Source organism: Methylopila capsulata, assembly GCF_016907975.1.
Lineage (GTDB): Bacteria > Pseudomonadota > Alphaproteobacteria > Rhizobiales > Methylopilaceae > Methylopila > Methylopila capsulata.
Genome location: NZ_JAFBCY010000004.1, coordinates 74,438 through 89,095 on the forward strand (window position 1 = coordinate 74,438; position 14,658 = coordinate 89,095).

Here is a 14,658-nt window from a genome sequence, read left to right on the forward strand (position 1 = left end):
GGCGGTCTCAGGCGGCGCGGGCGGGCGCAGGCGCCGCGGCGCAGCCTTCGGCCAGCTGACGGATGTAGGTCCAGGGGTAGATCCCGCGGTCGTGCCCATCGGAGAAGCTGAGGTGCGCGGCGTAGCCGCCGATCAGCTTCACGTCGGTCGCGGCGACGGCCTCGAAGCGTGCGGGGAAGCGATCCTCGATCCGGGCGCGGGTGCACCAGGCGCAGCGGCAGTTCAGGCGGAGCGTCTCGGCGGCGACCGTGGCCTCCGCGCCGTCGATGAACGTCAGCCTGAGATCGAGCCCGCCGCGCGCGACGGTCACGGCCTCCGGCGCGTCGGCCGGGTCGAAGGGCGGCGGCGCGACCAGCGCGGCGAGGCCGTGATCCATGAGGGTTCGCTCCTGAACGCGATGTCCTTGAGGTCAGGAGACAGGAGGGGGTGATCGCGCGACAGCAATTAGTTGCCGCATCGGCTCGTTTGGCCGGGGCGCGCCTTCGACGGCGAGCGCGTGAAGCCCGCAGGGCATCCGGGGCAGGGTGGGCAGATCCGCCGAGAACGGCTGTTCAGCCCGCGCGCAGGCCGGGCTAAGGTCCGTCCCAACGCGTCAAGAAGCGCCAAGGGAGAGCGGCATGCGTCAGATCGGTCATTTCATCGGGGGCCGTCGCGTCGAGGGGACGAGCGGGCGCTTTGCCGACGTCTTCCACCCCAGCACCGGCGACGTGCAGGCCCAGGTGGCGCTGGCGAGCGCCGCCGAGATGCGCGCCGCGGTCGAGAACGCCAAGGAGGCCCAGCGCGCCTGGGCGGCCCAGAACCCGCAGAAGCGCGCGCGGGTGATGATGCGGTTCCTGGAGCTGGTGCGCGACGAGTACGACGCGCTGGCCGAGCTGCTCGCGAGCGAGCACGGCAAGACGGTGCCGGACGCCAAGGGCGACATCCAGCGCGGGCTGGAGGTGGTTGAGTTCGCGATCGGCGCGCCGCACCTGCTGAAGGGCGAGTACACCGACAGCGCCGGCACGGGCATCGACGTCTACTCCATGCGCCAGCCGCTCGGTGTCGTCGCCGGAATCACGCCGTTCAACTTCCCCGCGATGATCCCGCTGTGGAAATGCGCCCCTGCGCTCGCCTGCGGCAACGCCTTCATCCTGAAGCCCTCCGAGCGCGACCCTTCCGTGCCGATGCGGATCGCGGAGCTGTTCCTCGAGGCGGGGCTGCCGGCCGGCGTGCTGAACGTCGTCAACGGCGACAAGGAGGCGGTCGACGCCATCCTCGACGACCAGGACATCAAGGCGGTCGGCTTCGTCGGCTCGTCGGCGATCGCGGAGTACATCTATGTCCGCGCGGCGCAGACGGGAAAGCGCGCGCAGTGCTTCGGCGGCGCCAAGAACCACATGATCGTCATGCCGGACGCCGACCTCGACCAGGCGGTCGACGCGCTGATCGGTGCCGGCTACGGCTCTGCGGGCGAGCGCTGCATGGCGATCTCGGTCGCGGTGCCCGTAGGCGAGAAGACGGCCGACGCGCTGATGGAGCGGCTGGTCCCGCGGGTGGAGTCGCTCAAGATCGGGCCTTCCACCGACGGGTCCGCGGACTACGGCCCGCTGGTCACCCGCGAGGCGGTGGAGCGCGTCACGCGCTACGTGGAGACCGGCGTGTCGGAGGGCGCGGAACTGGCCGTCGACGGCCGCGGCTTCAAGCTGCAGGGCTACGAGAACGGGTTCTATCTCGGCGGCTGCCTGTTCGACCGCGTGACGCCCGAGATGACGATCTACAGGGAGGAGATCTTCGGGCCGGTGCTCTCGGTGGTCCGCGCCAAGGACTACGAGCAGGCGCTGGCGCTGCCGACCACGCACTCCTACGGCAACGGCGTCGCGATCTTCACCCGCGACGGCGACGCCGCCCGCGACTTCGCGGCGCGGGTCGAGGTCGGCATGGTCGGCGTCAACGTGCCGATCCCGGTGCCGATCGCCTACCACACCTTCGGCGGCTGGAAGCGCTCGGGAATGGGCGACCTGAACCAGCACGGCCCGGACGCGTTCCGGTTCTACACCAAGACCAAGACCGTCACCTCGCGCTGGCCGAGCGGCATCAAGACCGGCGCGGAGTTCTCGATCCCGACGATGAAGTGAGGGGCGACGGAGCGGCCGGCGGCTAACCCGCCGCCGGCGCCAGCGGCGTCTTGAAGATCTGGTTGCGCATGAGGTAGCTCGCGCCGTGGCGCCACGACTCGTGGTTGTTGCCGCGGATGTCGACGCTGCCCTTGCGCACGACCTCGCCGGTCTTCACGTCGCGGATCTCGACGTTGATGTTCAGGATGAGGTTCGAGACCTTCTGGACATAGCCCATCAGGGAGTAGTCGGCGCCCAGCGACTTCGCGATCTCCGCCGGGCAGTCGCCGCAGGTGCGCAACACCTGCGCGTCGACCTGGGCCTTGGCCGGCGCGGTGTCCACCACGTCGAGCTTCTGGGCCTTCAGGAAGGCGCGGATCTGTTCGGTCACCTCGGCGATGCGCTGGGCCTCGTCGGCGCGCGGGCCGTTGAGGTCGCCCTCGGTGCTGGTGTCGTAGAGTTCGAAGTCGAAGGCCGCCACCTTCGGCGGGGCGGCGGTCGCGACCGCGGTCGAGCTTGCGAGCAGGGCCGCGGCGAGAAGGGCGCTCGTGCGCATGTGGGTCTCCCGGGTTCAAAGGGGGCGTCTTTCGCGCCCTCCCTTGAAGAACCCGCGCCTTCGGCCTTCCGTTCCGCTTTCGCTCAGGGGGCGACGGTGTCCGCCATCTGGGCGCCGCGCGCGCCGAGGGGCCGCGGGCGCCCCGTCGTGCTGTCCACCTCGGTCTGGTGCTCGATCTCGGCGTTGAGTTCTCCGCCGACCAGCACCACGATCCCCGACATCCAGATCCAGGTCATGAAGCCGATCGCCGCGCCGAGCGAGCCGTAGGTCTCGTTGTAGGTCGCGATGTTCTCCGCATACCAGGAGAAGGCGAGCGAACCGGCGATCCAGAGTGCCGACGCGAGCAAAGACCCGGGCGTGATCCAGCGCCATTTTGCCGGGCTGCGGCTCGGCCCGAAGCGGTAGAGCACCGACAGGCCGAGGATCACCACCAGCAGGAGAGCCGGCCAGCGGCCGAGCGAGAGCAGCGGCTCCGCGCCGCCGAGGCCGACGTAGGACAGCACGATCGGCAGCACCACGACGGCGTTGAAGGCGAGCAGGACGAACGCCAGCGCGCCGGCGGTGAACAGCAGCGACAGCAGGTTGAGCGTCACGAAGGAGCGCTTCTCGCGCTCGCCGTAGACCACGTTCAGGGCGTCAAACATGGCCTTCATGCCGGCGTTCGCGCTCCAGAGCGCCACGCCGAGACCGAACGCGAAGGCGAAGCCCAGCGCGCCGTCGCTCTTGGTCACGATCCGCGCCACCTGTTCACGCACGAAGCCGAGCGACGAGGCCGGCACCACGCCGGCGAAGGCGTCGAGATGGCCGTCCAGCGTCGTGAGATCGGCGGTCAGGCCGTAAAGCGACACCAGTGCGACGATCGCCGGGAACAGGGCGAGCAGGGCGTAGAACGTCACGCCCGCGGCGACTGCGAGCAGGCGATCCTCGGTCATCTGCTGGAACATGCGGAGGCCGATTTCCTTCCAGCCCCGTGGCGGTATGCGGATCGGGGCGTCCGCGGTCTTCCCCCGCGGATCGACGGGCGACGGCGTCGCGCGCGCGGACAACGGCTCTCGCCCCTGCGGACTTGGCGGGCCGACGCGATCGCCCGCGACCGCCCCGCGGCGCGCAAACGGCGGCGCAAGTTGCGGCCATTGCGCCATGGCGGCGCGCGCCACGGTCCCGATCGCCACCAGCGCGGCTCCCGCCGCCACCATGTCGGCGCTTCCGCCGCGTCCCCCGCGCTTCGCCATGTCGCCTCCATTTCGTCACGATTGGACAACGTCCGGCAACGAGGTTCGTTTCGCGACGCTGCGTCGCAACCGGATTCCTTCGCAATGCCGTGAGACGGCCGCTCCTCGGGTTTCGTCGGGGTCTGCGGACTGACAGTTTGATCGTCCGATAACGATTCGAATCCGAGAGAGGCATAGTGGCGTCCGGACGGTTCACTCTTCCGGCGGCGGTCGCGCTTGCGTGCGCCGTGGCCGCGACTTCGCCCGCCGCGGCCCAACACGCCTGGCTCGCCGATTGGGCCTCGCAGAAACAGGCCGCAATCGCGGCGTCGAATGAGGCGAATCCGTTCGTCGACCCGACGTCGCTGCTCTTTCCAAAGATCGGGCTTCGCCCCTCCACCACACCGGAGCGCGCGCGCCAGGAGGCGACGATCGGGGCCTACGAGCGGCTGATCGGCGAGAACACCTCGCGCAGTCTGCTCTGGACGGGGGTCGAGACGGCGAACCCGCTGACGAAGGCGGAGGACTACCGCTGGAACGCGCTGCGGGACCAGAAGCTGTTCGACGCCGAGGTCCGCCGCGCCGTGACGACCGAGCTGCAGGCGCTCGGATTGGGGAACGTGCGCCTCGGGCTCGCCAACCACGAGATTGACCTCGACGAGCCGGAAAGCTGGGCTGAGCATGACGCTCTGATCGGCGACTTCGCCGGCGCCGGGATCAACGTCAGCCTGGACATGCATCACTTCGGGGTCGAAGACCGCTTCCGGACGATCGGCCCGGACGGCCGCACCGATCCGCGCGCGAGCTACTACCTGCATCCGGCCTGGCCGGACTATTTCGCCCGCTTCGCGGGCGCGGCCTTTGCGCGCTACGGCGGGGCGATCAAGGCGGTGACGCTGGTGAACGAACCCGAGACCACGATCGGCTTCAACAGCGAGATGTGGCACGGCGGCTTTCCCGGCTGGGGATCGGCCGAGCATGACGTCATCTATGTCGAGCGGGCTCTGCAGGTGGCGCTCGGCGCGGTGAAGGCGCGGATCGCCATCGAGACCGAGCGCCGCCGCCGGCCCCAGGACGTGGTGTTCATGCACACCGAGGCCGTGGTCACGAAGCCCGGCCGGGTCGCGTTCGACCGCGTCGTCCGCTTCTTCCCGAGCGATCTCATCTTAGGTCACCGCTGGCTGATGGACGCCGACCTCGACCGCTTCGCGGCGGCGGCGCCGTCGAGGCTCGTGGCGGTCGCGCGCCTCAAGCCCGAGACGTCGCACACCCCGCTGGATTGGCTCGCGCTTCACTACGTCGGGGCGGCGCGGGGCTCCGTCGCGCAGGCCGCGGCGCGCGATCGGCTCGTCGAGCGCCTGCGCGTTCTGCGCGGCCTCCACGCGGACCTTCGGCGGGCGTTCGGCAAGACGATGATGTCGGAGACGGTGTTCGCAGCGGATTACTACGCGCACAACGAGGCCTACGGCGCCGCGAGCGGGGAGTGGCTGCCGCCAGAGCCGCAGTTCTACGCCGCGCAGGTCGACGCCGGCGAGCGGGTCGGCCTCTATCCCCTGATCATGGCCTATTACGACCGCTACCGGCTGCCGATGATGATCGGCGAGACCGGCACGCCCTACTACAGCTTCGGCGCGCGCTGGCACCAGCAGATGCTGCTCGAATGCGCGACGGCGATGGAGCAGGGCGTGCCGATGCTCGGCTACACGCTCTATCCCCTGTTGGACACCTGGGGCTGGGAGACGGCGCTGTCCCGTCCGAAGGACGGCACGCTGCACAACCCCTCCGGCGTGCTCGACCTCGATCTGAAGCCGAGGCCGTTCATGGAGGCGCTGATTGCGGCGTTGAGCACCCAGACCGCCGCGGCCCGGATTGGCGAGACTCCGGACGTCAGGTAGGCGTCTTCAGGCGCGTGGCGCCATGGCGAGGCCGGGCCCCTGACCGACGGCGTGCTGGTTCCGGCCTGCGCTCTTGGCGGCGTAGAGCGCCTGGTCCGCGGTGCGCACGAACATCTCGGGCGTCAGCGCGCCCCGCCTCTTCGGCGAGGACGAGACGCTGCCGACGCTGACCGTCGCCGCCCCGCCGGGCGTCCCGCCGTGGGCGATCCTGAGGTCCCGTACGCTCGAGAGGATGCGGGCGGCGACCGACGCCGCGCCATCTTCGCCGGTGTTCGGCAGGATCACCGCGAACTCCTCCCCGCCATAGCGCGCGGCGACGTCGCCGGGTCGATTGGCGCAGGCGCGGATTGCAGCTCCGATCCGCCGGAGCGCGTCGTCGCCCGCGAGATGGCCGAAGTTGTCGTTGAACGCTTTGAAATGATCGACGTCGATCAGCAGGATCGACAGCGCGGCGCCGTCCCGTTCCGCCTGGGCGCAGGCTGCCTTCATCTCGGCGTCGAACCGGCGGCGGTTGGCGAGCCCTGTCAGCCCGTCCTCGTCGGCGAGCGACTGGAGGCGCAGCTTCGCGGCCGAGAGCCGCTCGGCGGTCGTGTTGAGCGTCGCGCCCAGCACGCGGATTTCGGCCGGCTGCATCATGCCGATCTCGGTCCGGGCCGTGAGGTCGCCGGCGCCGATCTGCTCGGCGGTGCTGGTCAGCAGCCGGATGGGGCGCGCGAGCGCCCAATAGCCGAGGAGCCAGGCCGCGAGCAGCGCGGCCGCGGCGACGAAGATCGCGATGACGAGACGGCTTGCGGCGATGGCGGCGGCGTCTTTCAGCATCGCGTCGCGAGGCTCGCCGATGACGATCACCAGGCGGGACAGTCCGCCGATCCGCACGGGAGCGAAGCCGACGATCTCGTCGGCGCCGTTGAGCCCCCGGACCTCCGCCGAGCCCTCGTAGCGGGCCTCGACGAGGGCCATCAGCAGCGGATGCCCTTCGATCGAGGTGTTGACCAGTTGCCGAAGCGTTCCGGACCCGGCGACGACCTTGCCGTCCCGCGCGTCGACGACGGCCACGCTGCGCTCGCCGTCCCGGTCCGCCGCGTCCGCGAGATCGCTCATGGCGCTCAGGTTGATCGAGGCGAACAGCATGCCGTCCACAGTCGCGCCGTCCGTTGTGGTCGGCGTGGCCACCGCGATGGTGGGACGCCCGGTCACCTTGCCGAGCACAAGCCGTCCAATCATCCTGTCGCCGGGACGCGCCGCGAGCACATGGCGGAGCAGGTCGAGATCGGTGAAGCGGACGCGGGCGTCGAGACGGCTGTGGCAGACGACGTCGCCGGCCTGGTCGACCACTCCGATGGTCATGAACTGCCGGTTGCGGTCCGCCACGCGGGCGACCAGCCTCCTGCACCCTGCGGAGCCCGAGGCGTCGATCTCCGCCAGGCTCGACAGCGTCGACAGCAGAACGACCGCGTCATCGAAGATGTGGGACTGACGCTCCGCGACGATGCGGGCTTCGGCCCGAACGTCGTCGGTCGCGCGCTCGATGGCGATCCGGCGGTCGTCGATCGCTCCGATAACGAGCAGGGCGAGCAGCGGCAGCACGGCGCCGATGACCAGGACGACCAGCCGCGAGCGAATACCGAAGACGGAGAGCACGGATCGCAATCGCACTGAGAAGCCTTTCGTAGCCTGTCGGTGAAGACGCGCGGCGGAGCTTTCTCGCCTATAGATTGCCATCTTTAGCGCACAGATGAGAAGCGGAAGCGCCGCGCCGCCCCCCGTGGCGGCACGTTTCACGGTTCGTTAAAGTTTGTAGGAAAGCTTCAGGCTTGGTTTTCGGCCTGCGTTCAGGTCGGAAAATGCCGTTGGCGTGTAGTGTCCGCGGCGCGTCTCTCCGTTGGCCGCACTGTGCGGCCGCGTAGCACGGAGCTTGTCATGGCCGCCTCGTCGCGCCGCAATCCGCTCGTCCTCCTGATGCTCGCGGGGCTCGCCCTCGCGATCGCCGGCTGCTCCTCCGATCGCGCGCGCCGCGTGAAGACCGGCTCGGTCTCCTACGCCACGGTCAGCCTGATGAAGGACCGCGACATGCCGCGGCAGGCGCCGATCCTGATCCGGGTGTTCAAGGAGGAGGGCGTCCTCGAGGTCTGGAAGCAGGAGAGGGCGGGCCACTACGGCCTTCTACGGTCTTACGAGATCTGCAAATTCTCGGGGCAGCTGGGCCCGAAGATCCGCGAAGGCGACCGCCAGGCGCCCGAGGGCTTCTACGAGATCTCGGCGAAGAGCCTGAATCCGTTCTCCCGCAACCATCTCGCCTTCGACGTCGGCTTTCCCAACGCCTTCGATCGCTCGCTCGGCCGCACCGGCAGCCATCTGATGGTCCACGGCGGCTGCAAGTCGGTCGGCTGCTACGCCATGACCCACAAAAACATGGAAGAGATCTACGGGCTCGTCCGCGAGGCGCTGCTGAGCGGCCAGACCAGCGTGCCGATCCAGGCGTTTCCGTTCCGCATGACCGAGAGCAACATGATCCGGCACGCGGACAACCCGAACATGCCGTTCTGGGTCATGCTGAAGCAGGGCCACGACATGTTCGCGGCGACCGGCCGTCCGCCGCGCGTCGGCGCCTGTCCCGGCCGCTACGTGTTCGCGCCCGCCGGCCGCGCCCTCGACCCCTACGCCTGCGAGGCCCAGGCGAGCCTCGCCACCGACCGGTCTTACGCCGCCGACCGGTCCTATGCGGCGGAGCCGAACTACTACGAGCCGCGCTGAGATCTCAGCCGCGCGGCGGCTTCGGCGGCGCGTCCAGGACGTCGCGGATCCGGGCGGCCAGATCGGCGTAGGTGAACGGCTTGGTGATCAGCTCCACGCCGACGTCCAGCCGCCCGTGGTGCACGATCGCGTTGCGGGCGTAGCCGGTGGTGAACAGCACTTTCAGGTCCGGCCGGAGAACGCGGGCGCGCTTCGCGATCTGCTCGCCGTTCATGCCGCCCGGGAGCACGACGTCGGTGAACAGAAGGTCCACGCGGCTCTCCGGGCGCTCCAGCAGTCGCAGCGCCGACGCGCCGTCGTAGGCTTCGAGCACGCGGTAGCCGAGTTCGCGCAGCACTTCGACCGAGTACATGCGCACGTCGTCGTCGTCCTCGACCACGAGCACCGTCTCCGCGCGCGAGCCCTCGGGCACGATGGCTTCGGCCGCGGCGGTCTCCTCCGGAGTCTCGCCCATCAGGCGCGGGAGGTAGATCTTCACGGTCGTGCCTTCGTCGATCTCCGAATAGATCTTCACATGCCCGCCGGACTGCTTCACGAAGCCGTAGACCATCGAAAGCCCGAGCCCGGTGCCTTTGCCCACCTCCTTGGTGGTGAAGAACGGCTCGAAGGCTTTGGCGAGGGTCTCCTTCGTCATGCCCGACCCGTTGTCGGACACGCTCACGACGACGTACTGGCCCACGGGCACTTCGGCGTGTTCCGCCGCATAGCTCTTGTCCAGGTGGGTGTTCGAGGTCTCGATCGTGAGCTTGCCCCCGCTTGGCATCGCGTCGCGGGCGTTGACCGCGAGGTTGAGAATCGCCGCTTCGAGCTGGTTGGGGTCGGCCTCGACGCGCCACACGCCGGCGCCCTGGACGGTCTCGAGATGGATGGTCTCGCCGAGCGTTCGGGCGAGCAGCTCGGCCATGCCGGTGACCAGCCGATTGGCGTCGATGGGCTGGGGCGCGAGCGGCTGCCGGCGTGAAAAGGCGAGGAGCCGCTGCGTCAGCGTCGCCGCGCGGTTCGCGCCGGTGGTGGCGTTCTCCGCCGCGCGGCGCAGCCGCCCGGACTCCTCCGGCAGATTGCGCCGCAGGATCTCGAGATTGCCCACGACGACCTGCAGCAGATTGTTGAAGTCGTGGGCGACGCCGCCCGTGAGCTGGCCGAGCGACTCCATCTTCTGCGCCTGCCGCAGCGCGTCCTCCGCGGTCCGGCGTTCGGCGATCGCGGAGGCGACGCGCGCCTCGAGCGTCTCGTTCAATTCGCGCAGAGCCGCCTCGGCGGTCTTCAGATCATGGATGTCGGTGCAGGTGCCGTACCAGCGGACGATCGCGCCGGCCGCGTCGCGCACGCACTGCGCGCGGCCGATGACCCAGCGGTACTGGCCGGACCGATGCCGCAGCCGATACTCGATGTGGTAGGGCGCGCCCGTCTCGAGCGAGCGCCGCCAGGTGGACCAGGCGCGCTCCTGATCCTCGGGATGGAACATGCCGTTCCACGCCGCGCCGTCGGTGGAGCCGTAGGGCACGCCGGTGAATTCGTACCAGCGGTCGTTGAAGTAGTCGTGATAGCCGTCGGCCTGGGTCGACCAGATCATCTGGTCGATCGAGTTGGCGATGGCCTGGAAGCGCGCCTCGCTCGCGACGACGAGCTGTTCGGCGCGCGCCTGCTCGACCGCCGCCCAGGTGCGCTCCGCCGCGCCTGCGACGATCTCGACCTCGTGGTCGGTCCAGAGCCGCGGCGCCGCAGCGTGGAGATAGAACACGGCGCGGGGGGCGCCGTCCTTGACCAGCGGAACGGCGATCATCCCTGGAGCGCCCAGGCGGGCGAAGGCCTCCTGGGCGCCCTGCGCGACCGTGTCCGCGGCGACGTCGTCGATGCGGATGACGGCGCCTGACCGCAGCCGGTCGAGCAGCGGCCCGCCGAAGGCCGACAGGTCGTGGCGGCCCGCGAGGCTCGCCATGACGCCGTCCGTCCAGTCCTCGTCGATGACGAAGGCCCGCGCCTCGTCGACGATCTCGGCGTAGCCCGCCCGGCCGCCGCCCAGCTTGCGGCCGACCAGCTCGGCCGCGGACCGCTTGACGCTGACCGGGTCGGAGTGGGCGCGCAGGCGATCCGACAGCTCGACCATGAAGTTGAGGCGCATCTCGGTGAGCACGCGCTTGGTCTGCTCGCTGACGATGCAGAGGATGCCCGCGACGGCGCCCGCCTCGTCGCGCACGGCCTGGTAGGAGATGTCGAACCAGACGGTCTCAGGGCGCTCGCCGCGCTCGATGTAGAACGGGCGATCCTTGGCGTAACAGGTCTCGCCGGTTTCCCACACGCCGCGCAACAGGGGCTCGAGGTCGTCCCAGAGCTCGCTCCAGTTTTCGCGCGCGGGGCGGCAGAGGGCCCGCGGGTGCTTGTCGCCGATCGTCGGGGCGTAGGCGTCGTTGTACAGCGCGAGATGGTCGGGACCCCAGAACAGCACGATCTGCGCGCGCGCCGCGAGCATGAGGCCCACCGTGGTCCGAAGGCTCTGCGGCCATGCCTGAGGATCGCCGAGCGGCGTCCCCGCGAGATCCATGCCCGTGAGCAGGGTCGCGACCTCGCCGGAGAAGCCGCGGAGAGGATCGGAAGCGAAGGAGCCATCAGTCATCGGGAAACGCGGTCTTCAACGCAGAGGAGGCGGCGATCGCAAACTAGGGGGACACGCCCGAAAGTCACGGGCTGCGCGTCACCGCGGGGGCAATGCGTCGCGCAGCTCCTTCAGCCAGGCGTCCGGGAGCCCGTCGGAGGGCGCGCGCCAGTCGCCGCGCGGCGAGAGCGCCCCGCCGGGCGAGATCTTGGGGCCGTTCGGCATCGCGCTGCGCTTGAACTGGCTGGTCGCGAAGAAGCGCGTGATGAAGGCCTCCAGCCACCGGACGATCGTCGGCAGGTCGTAGGCGCGCCGCTCCTCTTCCGGAAAGCCCGCCGGCCAGGCGCCGGCTTCGCGCTCGGCCCAGGCGCGCCAGGCGAGGAACGCCACCTTCGACGGCGGCAGTCCGTAGCGCAGGATGTGAAACAGGAAGAAGTCGTGCAGCTCGTAGGGGCCGATCTTGGACTGCGTGCTCTGGATCGCGCCCGAGGCGTCCGCCGGCACCAGCTCCGGCGAAATCTCGGTGCCGAGGATCGCCTCGAGCACCTCGGCCGCGGCGCCGCGGAACTCGCCGGTGCGCACCGTCCAGCGGATCAGGTGCTGGATCAGCGTCTTCGGCAGCCCGGCGTTGACCGCGTAGTGGCTCATGTGGTCGCCGACGCCGTAGGTGCACCACCCCAGCGCGAGCTCCGACAGGTCGCCGGTGCCCACCACGAAGCCGTTGCGCTGGTTTGCGAGCCGGAACAGGTAATCGGTCCGCAGGCCCGCCTGCACGTTCTCGAACGCGATGTCGTAGACCGGCTCGCCGCGGGCGAAGGGATGGTCCATGTCGGCCAGCATCTGCCTCGCGGCCGGGCGGATGTCGATCTCTTCCGCGGCGACGCCGAGCGCGCGCATCAGGCTCCAGGCGTTGGCGCGGGTCTCCTCGCCGGTGGCGAAGCCCGGCATGGTGAAGCCCAGGATCGCCGTCCGGGGCAGGCCCATCAGATCGCAGGCCTTGGCCGCCACGATCAGCGCCTGCGTGGAGTCGAGGCCGCCGGAGACGCCGATCACCATCGTCCGCGCGCGCGTCGCCTCGAACCGGCGGACGAGGCCGTGGACCTGGATGTTGAAGGCCTCGTAGCAGTCCTGGTCGAGCCGGGCGGGGACGTCCGGCACATAGGGGAACCGCCGTAGCGGGCGCTTCAGCCCCAGGTCGGCGTAGCTCGGCTGGTGGCGAAACCCCACGGCGCGGAACCCGGTCTCCGGATGGCCGGCGAGCGCGGCGGCGTCGTTGAACGTGCCGAACCGCGCCCGCTCGAGCCGCAGCCGCTGCACGTCCACGTCGGCCACGATCAGCTGCGGCTCGCGCGCGAAGCGCTCGGACTGGGCGAGCAGCTCGCCGAGCTCGTGGATCGAGCCCTGACCGTCCCAGGCGAGGTCGGTCGTGCTCTCGCCGGCTCCCGCCGCCGAATAGGCGTAGGCCGCGACGCAGCGCATGGACTGCGAGGCGGACAGCAGCGACCGGTCCTCCGCCTTGCCGATCACGATGTTGGAGGCCGAGAGGTTGCACAGGATCAGCGCCCCGGCGAGCGCCCCTTGCGTCGACGGCGGCGTCGGCGCCCAATAATCCTCGCAGATCTCGACGTGGAAGGTGAAGTCGGCGAGGTCGTCCGCCGCGAAGATCAGGTCCGTCCCGAACGGCGCGGTCTGCCCGGCGACGTCAATCTCCAGGCTGGCGAGCCCGGCGCCGGACGCGAACCAGCGCTTCTCGTAATACTCGCGATAGTTCGGCAGGAAGGTCTTCGGCACGACGCCCAGGATCTTGCCGCGCGCGAGCGCCACCGCGCAGTTGTAGACGCGCCCGTTGCGCCGGAGCGGCGCGCCGATCAGCGCCACGGTGGCGAGCGCCTGCGTCCGCGCCGCGAGATCCTCCAGCGCGCGCTCGACGCCGACGAGGAGGGCGTCCTGCAGCAGCAGGTCGTCGATGGCGTAGCCCGACAGCGCGAGCTCCGGGAAGATCAGCAGATCGACGCCGTCGTCCGCCGCCCGCGTCATCGCCTGCAGGATCGCGGCGGCGTTGCGCTCCGGGTCCGCCACCGCGACCGCTGGCGTCGCGACGCCGACCCTGACGAAGCCGTGCCCGTGAAGCGCGGAAAAGTCCGGACGAGCGGGCGGCATGGGGAAGACCTTTTCGACGGTCGCTCGAGCGGAGGAGCGGCAGTGGCGGGACCCTAGGTCGCCGGTCCCACGGCGTCAAAGCGTCGACGCTCCCTGTCGGATCGCTTCGGTGAACTCATGGTCCGCAGTGGCTTCTGGAAGGGTTTGAAGATCCGGGTAGCCAAGACGCCTCAGTCACCATTAGCGTTCGGACTGTTCGAAGGAAGGGTGCGCCATGCTTTACATCTGCTACGGAGCGAAAAAATCAGGATCCACTCTCGCATACAATTTGACGAGAGGGGTTCTCGAAGCGGCGGGAGAGCCGCAGATCTTGATCCCGGCGGAGCTGAGAGGCGAGAGGCAGCGCATCGGGGGCTTGAACGTCGTCGGCGCCTTGAGGCCGGAGATCCTGGTCGCCGCCGAGATCTTCGTGCCCCGGGACAGAATCGTCGCGCTGCGCACCCACGCTTCGCCGACGCGCTACCTCCTCCCGCTGCTGATGGAGGGGCGAGCTCAGGCGCAGGTCACGATCCGGGACCCGAGAGACCTCGCGCTCTCGCTGCTCGACGTGGCCGAGAAGCAGAACGCCCTCGGCCTCAGCCGGCGCGACGATCTGATCGCGCAGCGCGGCGCGGTCTCGGCGACCCTGGAGAGGCTCTCCGTCAACGTCGGCATGATGTCGGCCTGGGCCGACATGCCCGGGGCGCTGGTCCTCGATTACGAACAGACGGCTTTCGATCCGAGGCTTTCGATCGCCTCGATCTGTCGCCAGCTCGGGATCGCTGTTCCCGAAGAGCAGTTTGACGCCGTGTTCGCGCAGGCGGCGACCGATCCGAGGGGCAAGAAGAACGTCGCCGCGCCGCGTCGCCACAGGCGCGAGATGGCCCCTGAGGATCAACGGCTCGTGCTGGACCGTTTCCCCGAATTCTACGAGCGGTTTTATCCCGGTGCCGATGTCGACGTCGACGACTCGGACCGGAATGAGGACCGCGTCGGCTCGCCGGCGGACCGCGCCGCCGCCTATCGTGAGACGCTGGTCGAGAAGATGCGGGATCGGCTCGCCGCGTCTGCCGCGAAGACCGGCAGGCCCATGCGGAGCGCCGAGGCCGAGATCGATCGCGTGCTCGAACGCCGCGCGCAGCAGAGGCGCGACAAGATCGCGAAAAAGGAGGCGGATCTGGCGGAGCGCTACGGCGACGCGGCGTCGACGATCTCCAGCGCGGCGATGAGCCAGAATAGGGTCGCAAGGGCGAAGGCGGTCGCGGCCGCGGCGCTCTCCGAGGACTGGCGCGCGCATCTCGTCGACGACCTGTCCGAAGAGGAGGCCCGCGAGCAGGAGGAGCGGATCGACGCCGCGCGTCTCCGCGCGATCGAACTGGTCAACGCCGCTATGGCGCCCAAGACGGGGGATTAAGAC

Annotated in this window: 10 protein-coding genes; 4 read left to right on the forward strand and 6 right to left on the reverse strand. The window is 69.7% G+C overall.

The genetic code is table 11. From position 1 onward, the window contains the following. Positions 1-7: 7 nt before the first annotated feature. Complete coding sequence (locus JOD31_RS16310; protein ID WP_204951495.1) at positions 8-376, reverse strand: DUF971 domain-containing protein; 369 nt, start codon at positions 374-376, stop codon at positions 8-10. 241 nt (positions 377-617) lie between these two features. Here JOD31_RS16310 and JOD31_RS16315 point away from each other — a divergent pair, with 241 nt between their 5' ends. Further along, a complete protein-coding gene (locus JOD31_RS16315) occupies positions 618-2,114 on the forward strand; it encodes a CoA-acylating methylmalonate-semialdehyde dehydrogenase (protein WP_204951496.1) in 1,497 nt (498 codons plus the stop codon). A 22-nt stretch (positions 2,115-2,136) separates the two neighbouring features. Here the strand turns inward: JOD31_RS16315 and JOD31_RS16320 are convergent, their stop codons facing one another. Further along, on the reverse strand, positions 2,137-2,649 hold the full coding sequence (locus JOD31_RS16320; RefSeq protein ID WP_204951497.1) for a DUF3280 domain-containing protein: 513 nt from the start codon (positions 2,647-2,649) through the stop codon (positions 2,137-2,139). Between the two features lie 83 nt (positions 2,650-2,732). Beyond that, positions 2,733-3,881, reverse strand: coding sequence for a YihY/virulence factor BrkB family protein (locus tag JOD31_RS16325; RefSeq protein ID WP_204951498.1), 1,149 nt, complete (start codon positions 3,879-3,881; stop codon positions 2,733-2,735). A 227-nt stretch (positions 3,882-4,108) separates the two neighbouring features. Here JOD31_RS16325 and JOD31_RS16330 point away from each other — a divergent pair, with 227 nt between their 5' ends. After that, positions 4,109-5,755, forward strand: coding sequence for a hypothetical protein (locus JOD31_RS16330; RefSeq protein WP_204951499.1), 1,647 nt, complete (start codon positions 4,109-4,111; stop codon positions 5,753-5,755). A 6-nt stretch (positions 5,756-5,761) separates the two neighbouring features. Here the strand turns inward: JOD31_RS16330 and JOD31_RS19785 are convergent, their stop codons facing one another. Then, positions 5,762-7,396, reverse strand: a complete 1,635-nt coding sequence (locus JOD31_RS19785) for a sensor domain-containing diguanylate cyclase (RefSeq protein ID WP_204951500.1) — start codon at positions 7,394-7,396, stop codon at positions 5,762-5,764. A 279-nt stretch (positions 7,397-7,675) separates the two neighbouring features. On the opposite strand from JOD31_RS19785, the gene JOD31_RS16340 reads away from it, so the two are divergent. Beyond that, positions 7,676-8,509 (forward strand): L,D-transpeptidase family protein, encoded by an 834-nt coding sequence (locus JOD31_RS16340; protein ID WP_204951501.1) that lies wholly within the window; start codon positions 7,676-7,678, stop codon positions 8,507-8,509. Positions 8,510-8,513: 4 nt separating this feature from the next. Here JOD31_RS16340 and JOD31_RS16345 read toward each other — a convergent pair whose 3' ends face one another. Beyond that, positions 8,514-11,123: a PAS domain-containing protein gene (locus tag JOD31_RS16345; RefSeq protein WP_204951502.1), complete on the reverse strand. Its 2,610-nt coding sequence runs from the start codon at positions 11,121-11,123 to the stop codon at positions 8,514-8,516. 78 nt (positions 11,124-11,201) lie between these two features. Continuing rightward, complete coding sequence (locus JOD31_RS16350) at positions 11,202-13,262, reverse strand: NAD(+) synthase (protein WP_204951503.1); 2,061 nt, start codon at positions 13,260-13,262, stop codon at positions 11,202-11,204. A 355-nt stretch (positions 13,263-13,617) separates the two neighbouring features. On the opposite strand from JOD31_RS16350, the gene JOD31_RS16355 reads away from it, so the two are divergent. Further along, positions 13,618-14,655 carry a hypothetical protein gene (locus tag JOD31_RS16355; protein WP_204951504.1) on the forward strand — a complete coding sequence of 346 codons (1,038 nt, stop codon included), beginning with the start codon at positions 13,618-13,620 and terminating at the stop codon, positions 14,653-14,655. The last annotated feature ends 3 nt before the right edge of the window (positions 14,656-14,658 follow it).

Bases quoted from the DNA above. Each gene is read 5' to 3' on its own strand.
- JOD31_RS16350 (WP_204951503.1), bottom strand. From the start codon at position 13,262: ATGCCGCCCGCTCGTCCGGACTTTTCCGCGCTTCACGGGCACGGCTTC.
- JOD31_RS16320 (WP_204951497.1), bottom strand. From the start codon at position 2,649: ATGCGCACGAGCGCCCTTCTCGCCGCGGCCCTGCTCGCAAGCTCGACC.
- JOD31_RS16345 (WP_204951502.1), bottom strand. From the start codon at position 11,123: ATGACTGATGGCTCCTTCGCTTCCGATCCTCTCCGCGGCTTCTCCGGC.
- JOD31_RS16340 (WP_204951501.1), top strand. From the start codon at position 7,676: ATGGCCGCCTCGTCGCGCCGCAATCCGCTCGTCCTCCTGATGCTCGCG.
- JOD31_RS16325 (WP_204951498.1), bottom strand. From the start codon at position 3,881: ATGGCGAAGCGCGGGGGACGCGGCGGAAGCGCCGACATGGTGGCGGCG.
- JOD31_RS16315 (WP_204951496.1), top strand. From the start codon at position 618: ATGCGTCAGATCGGTCATTTCATCGGGGGCCGTCGCGTCGAGGGGACG.
- JOD31_RS16310 (WP_204951495.1), bottom strand. From the start codon at position 376: ATGGATCACGGCCTCGCCGCGCTGGTCGCGCCGCCGCCCTTCGACCCG.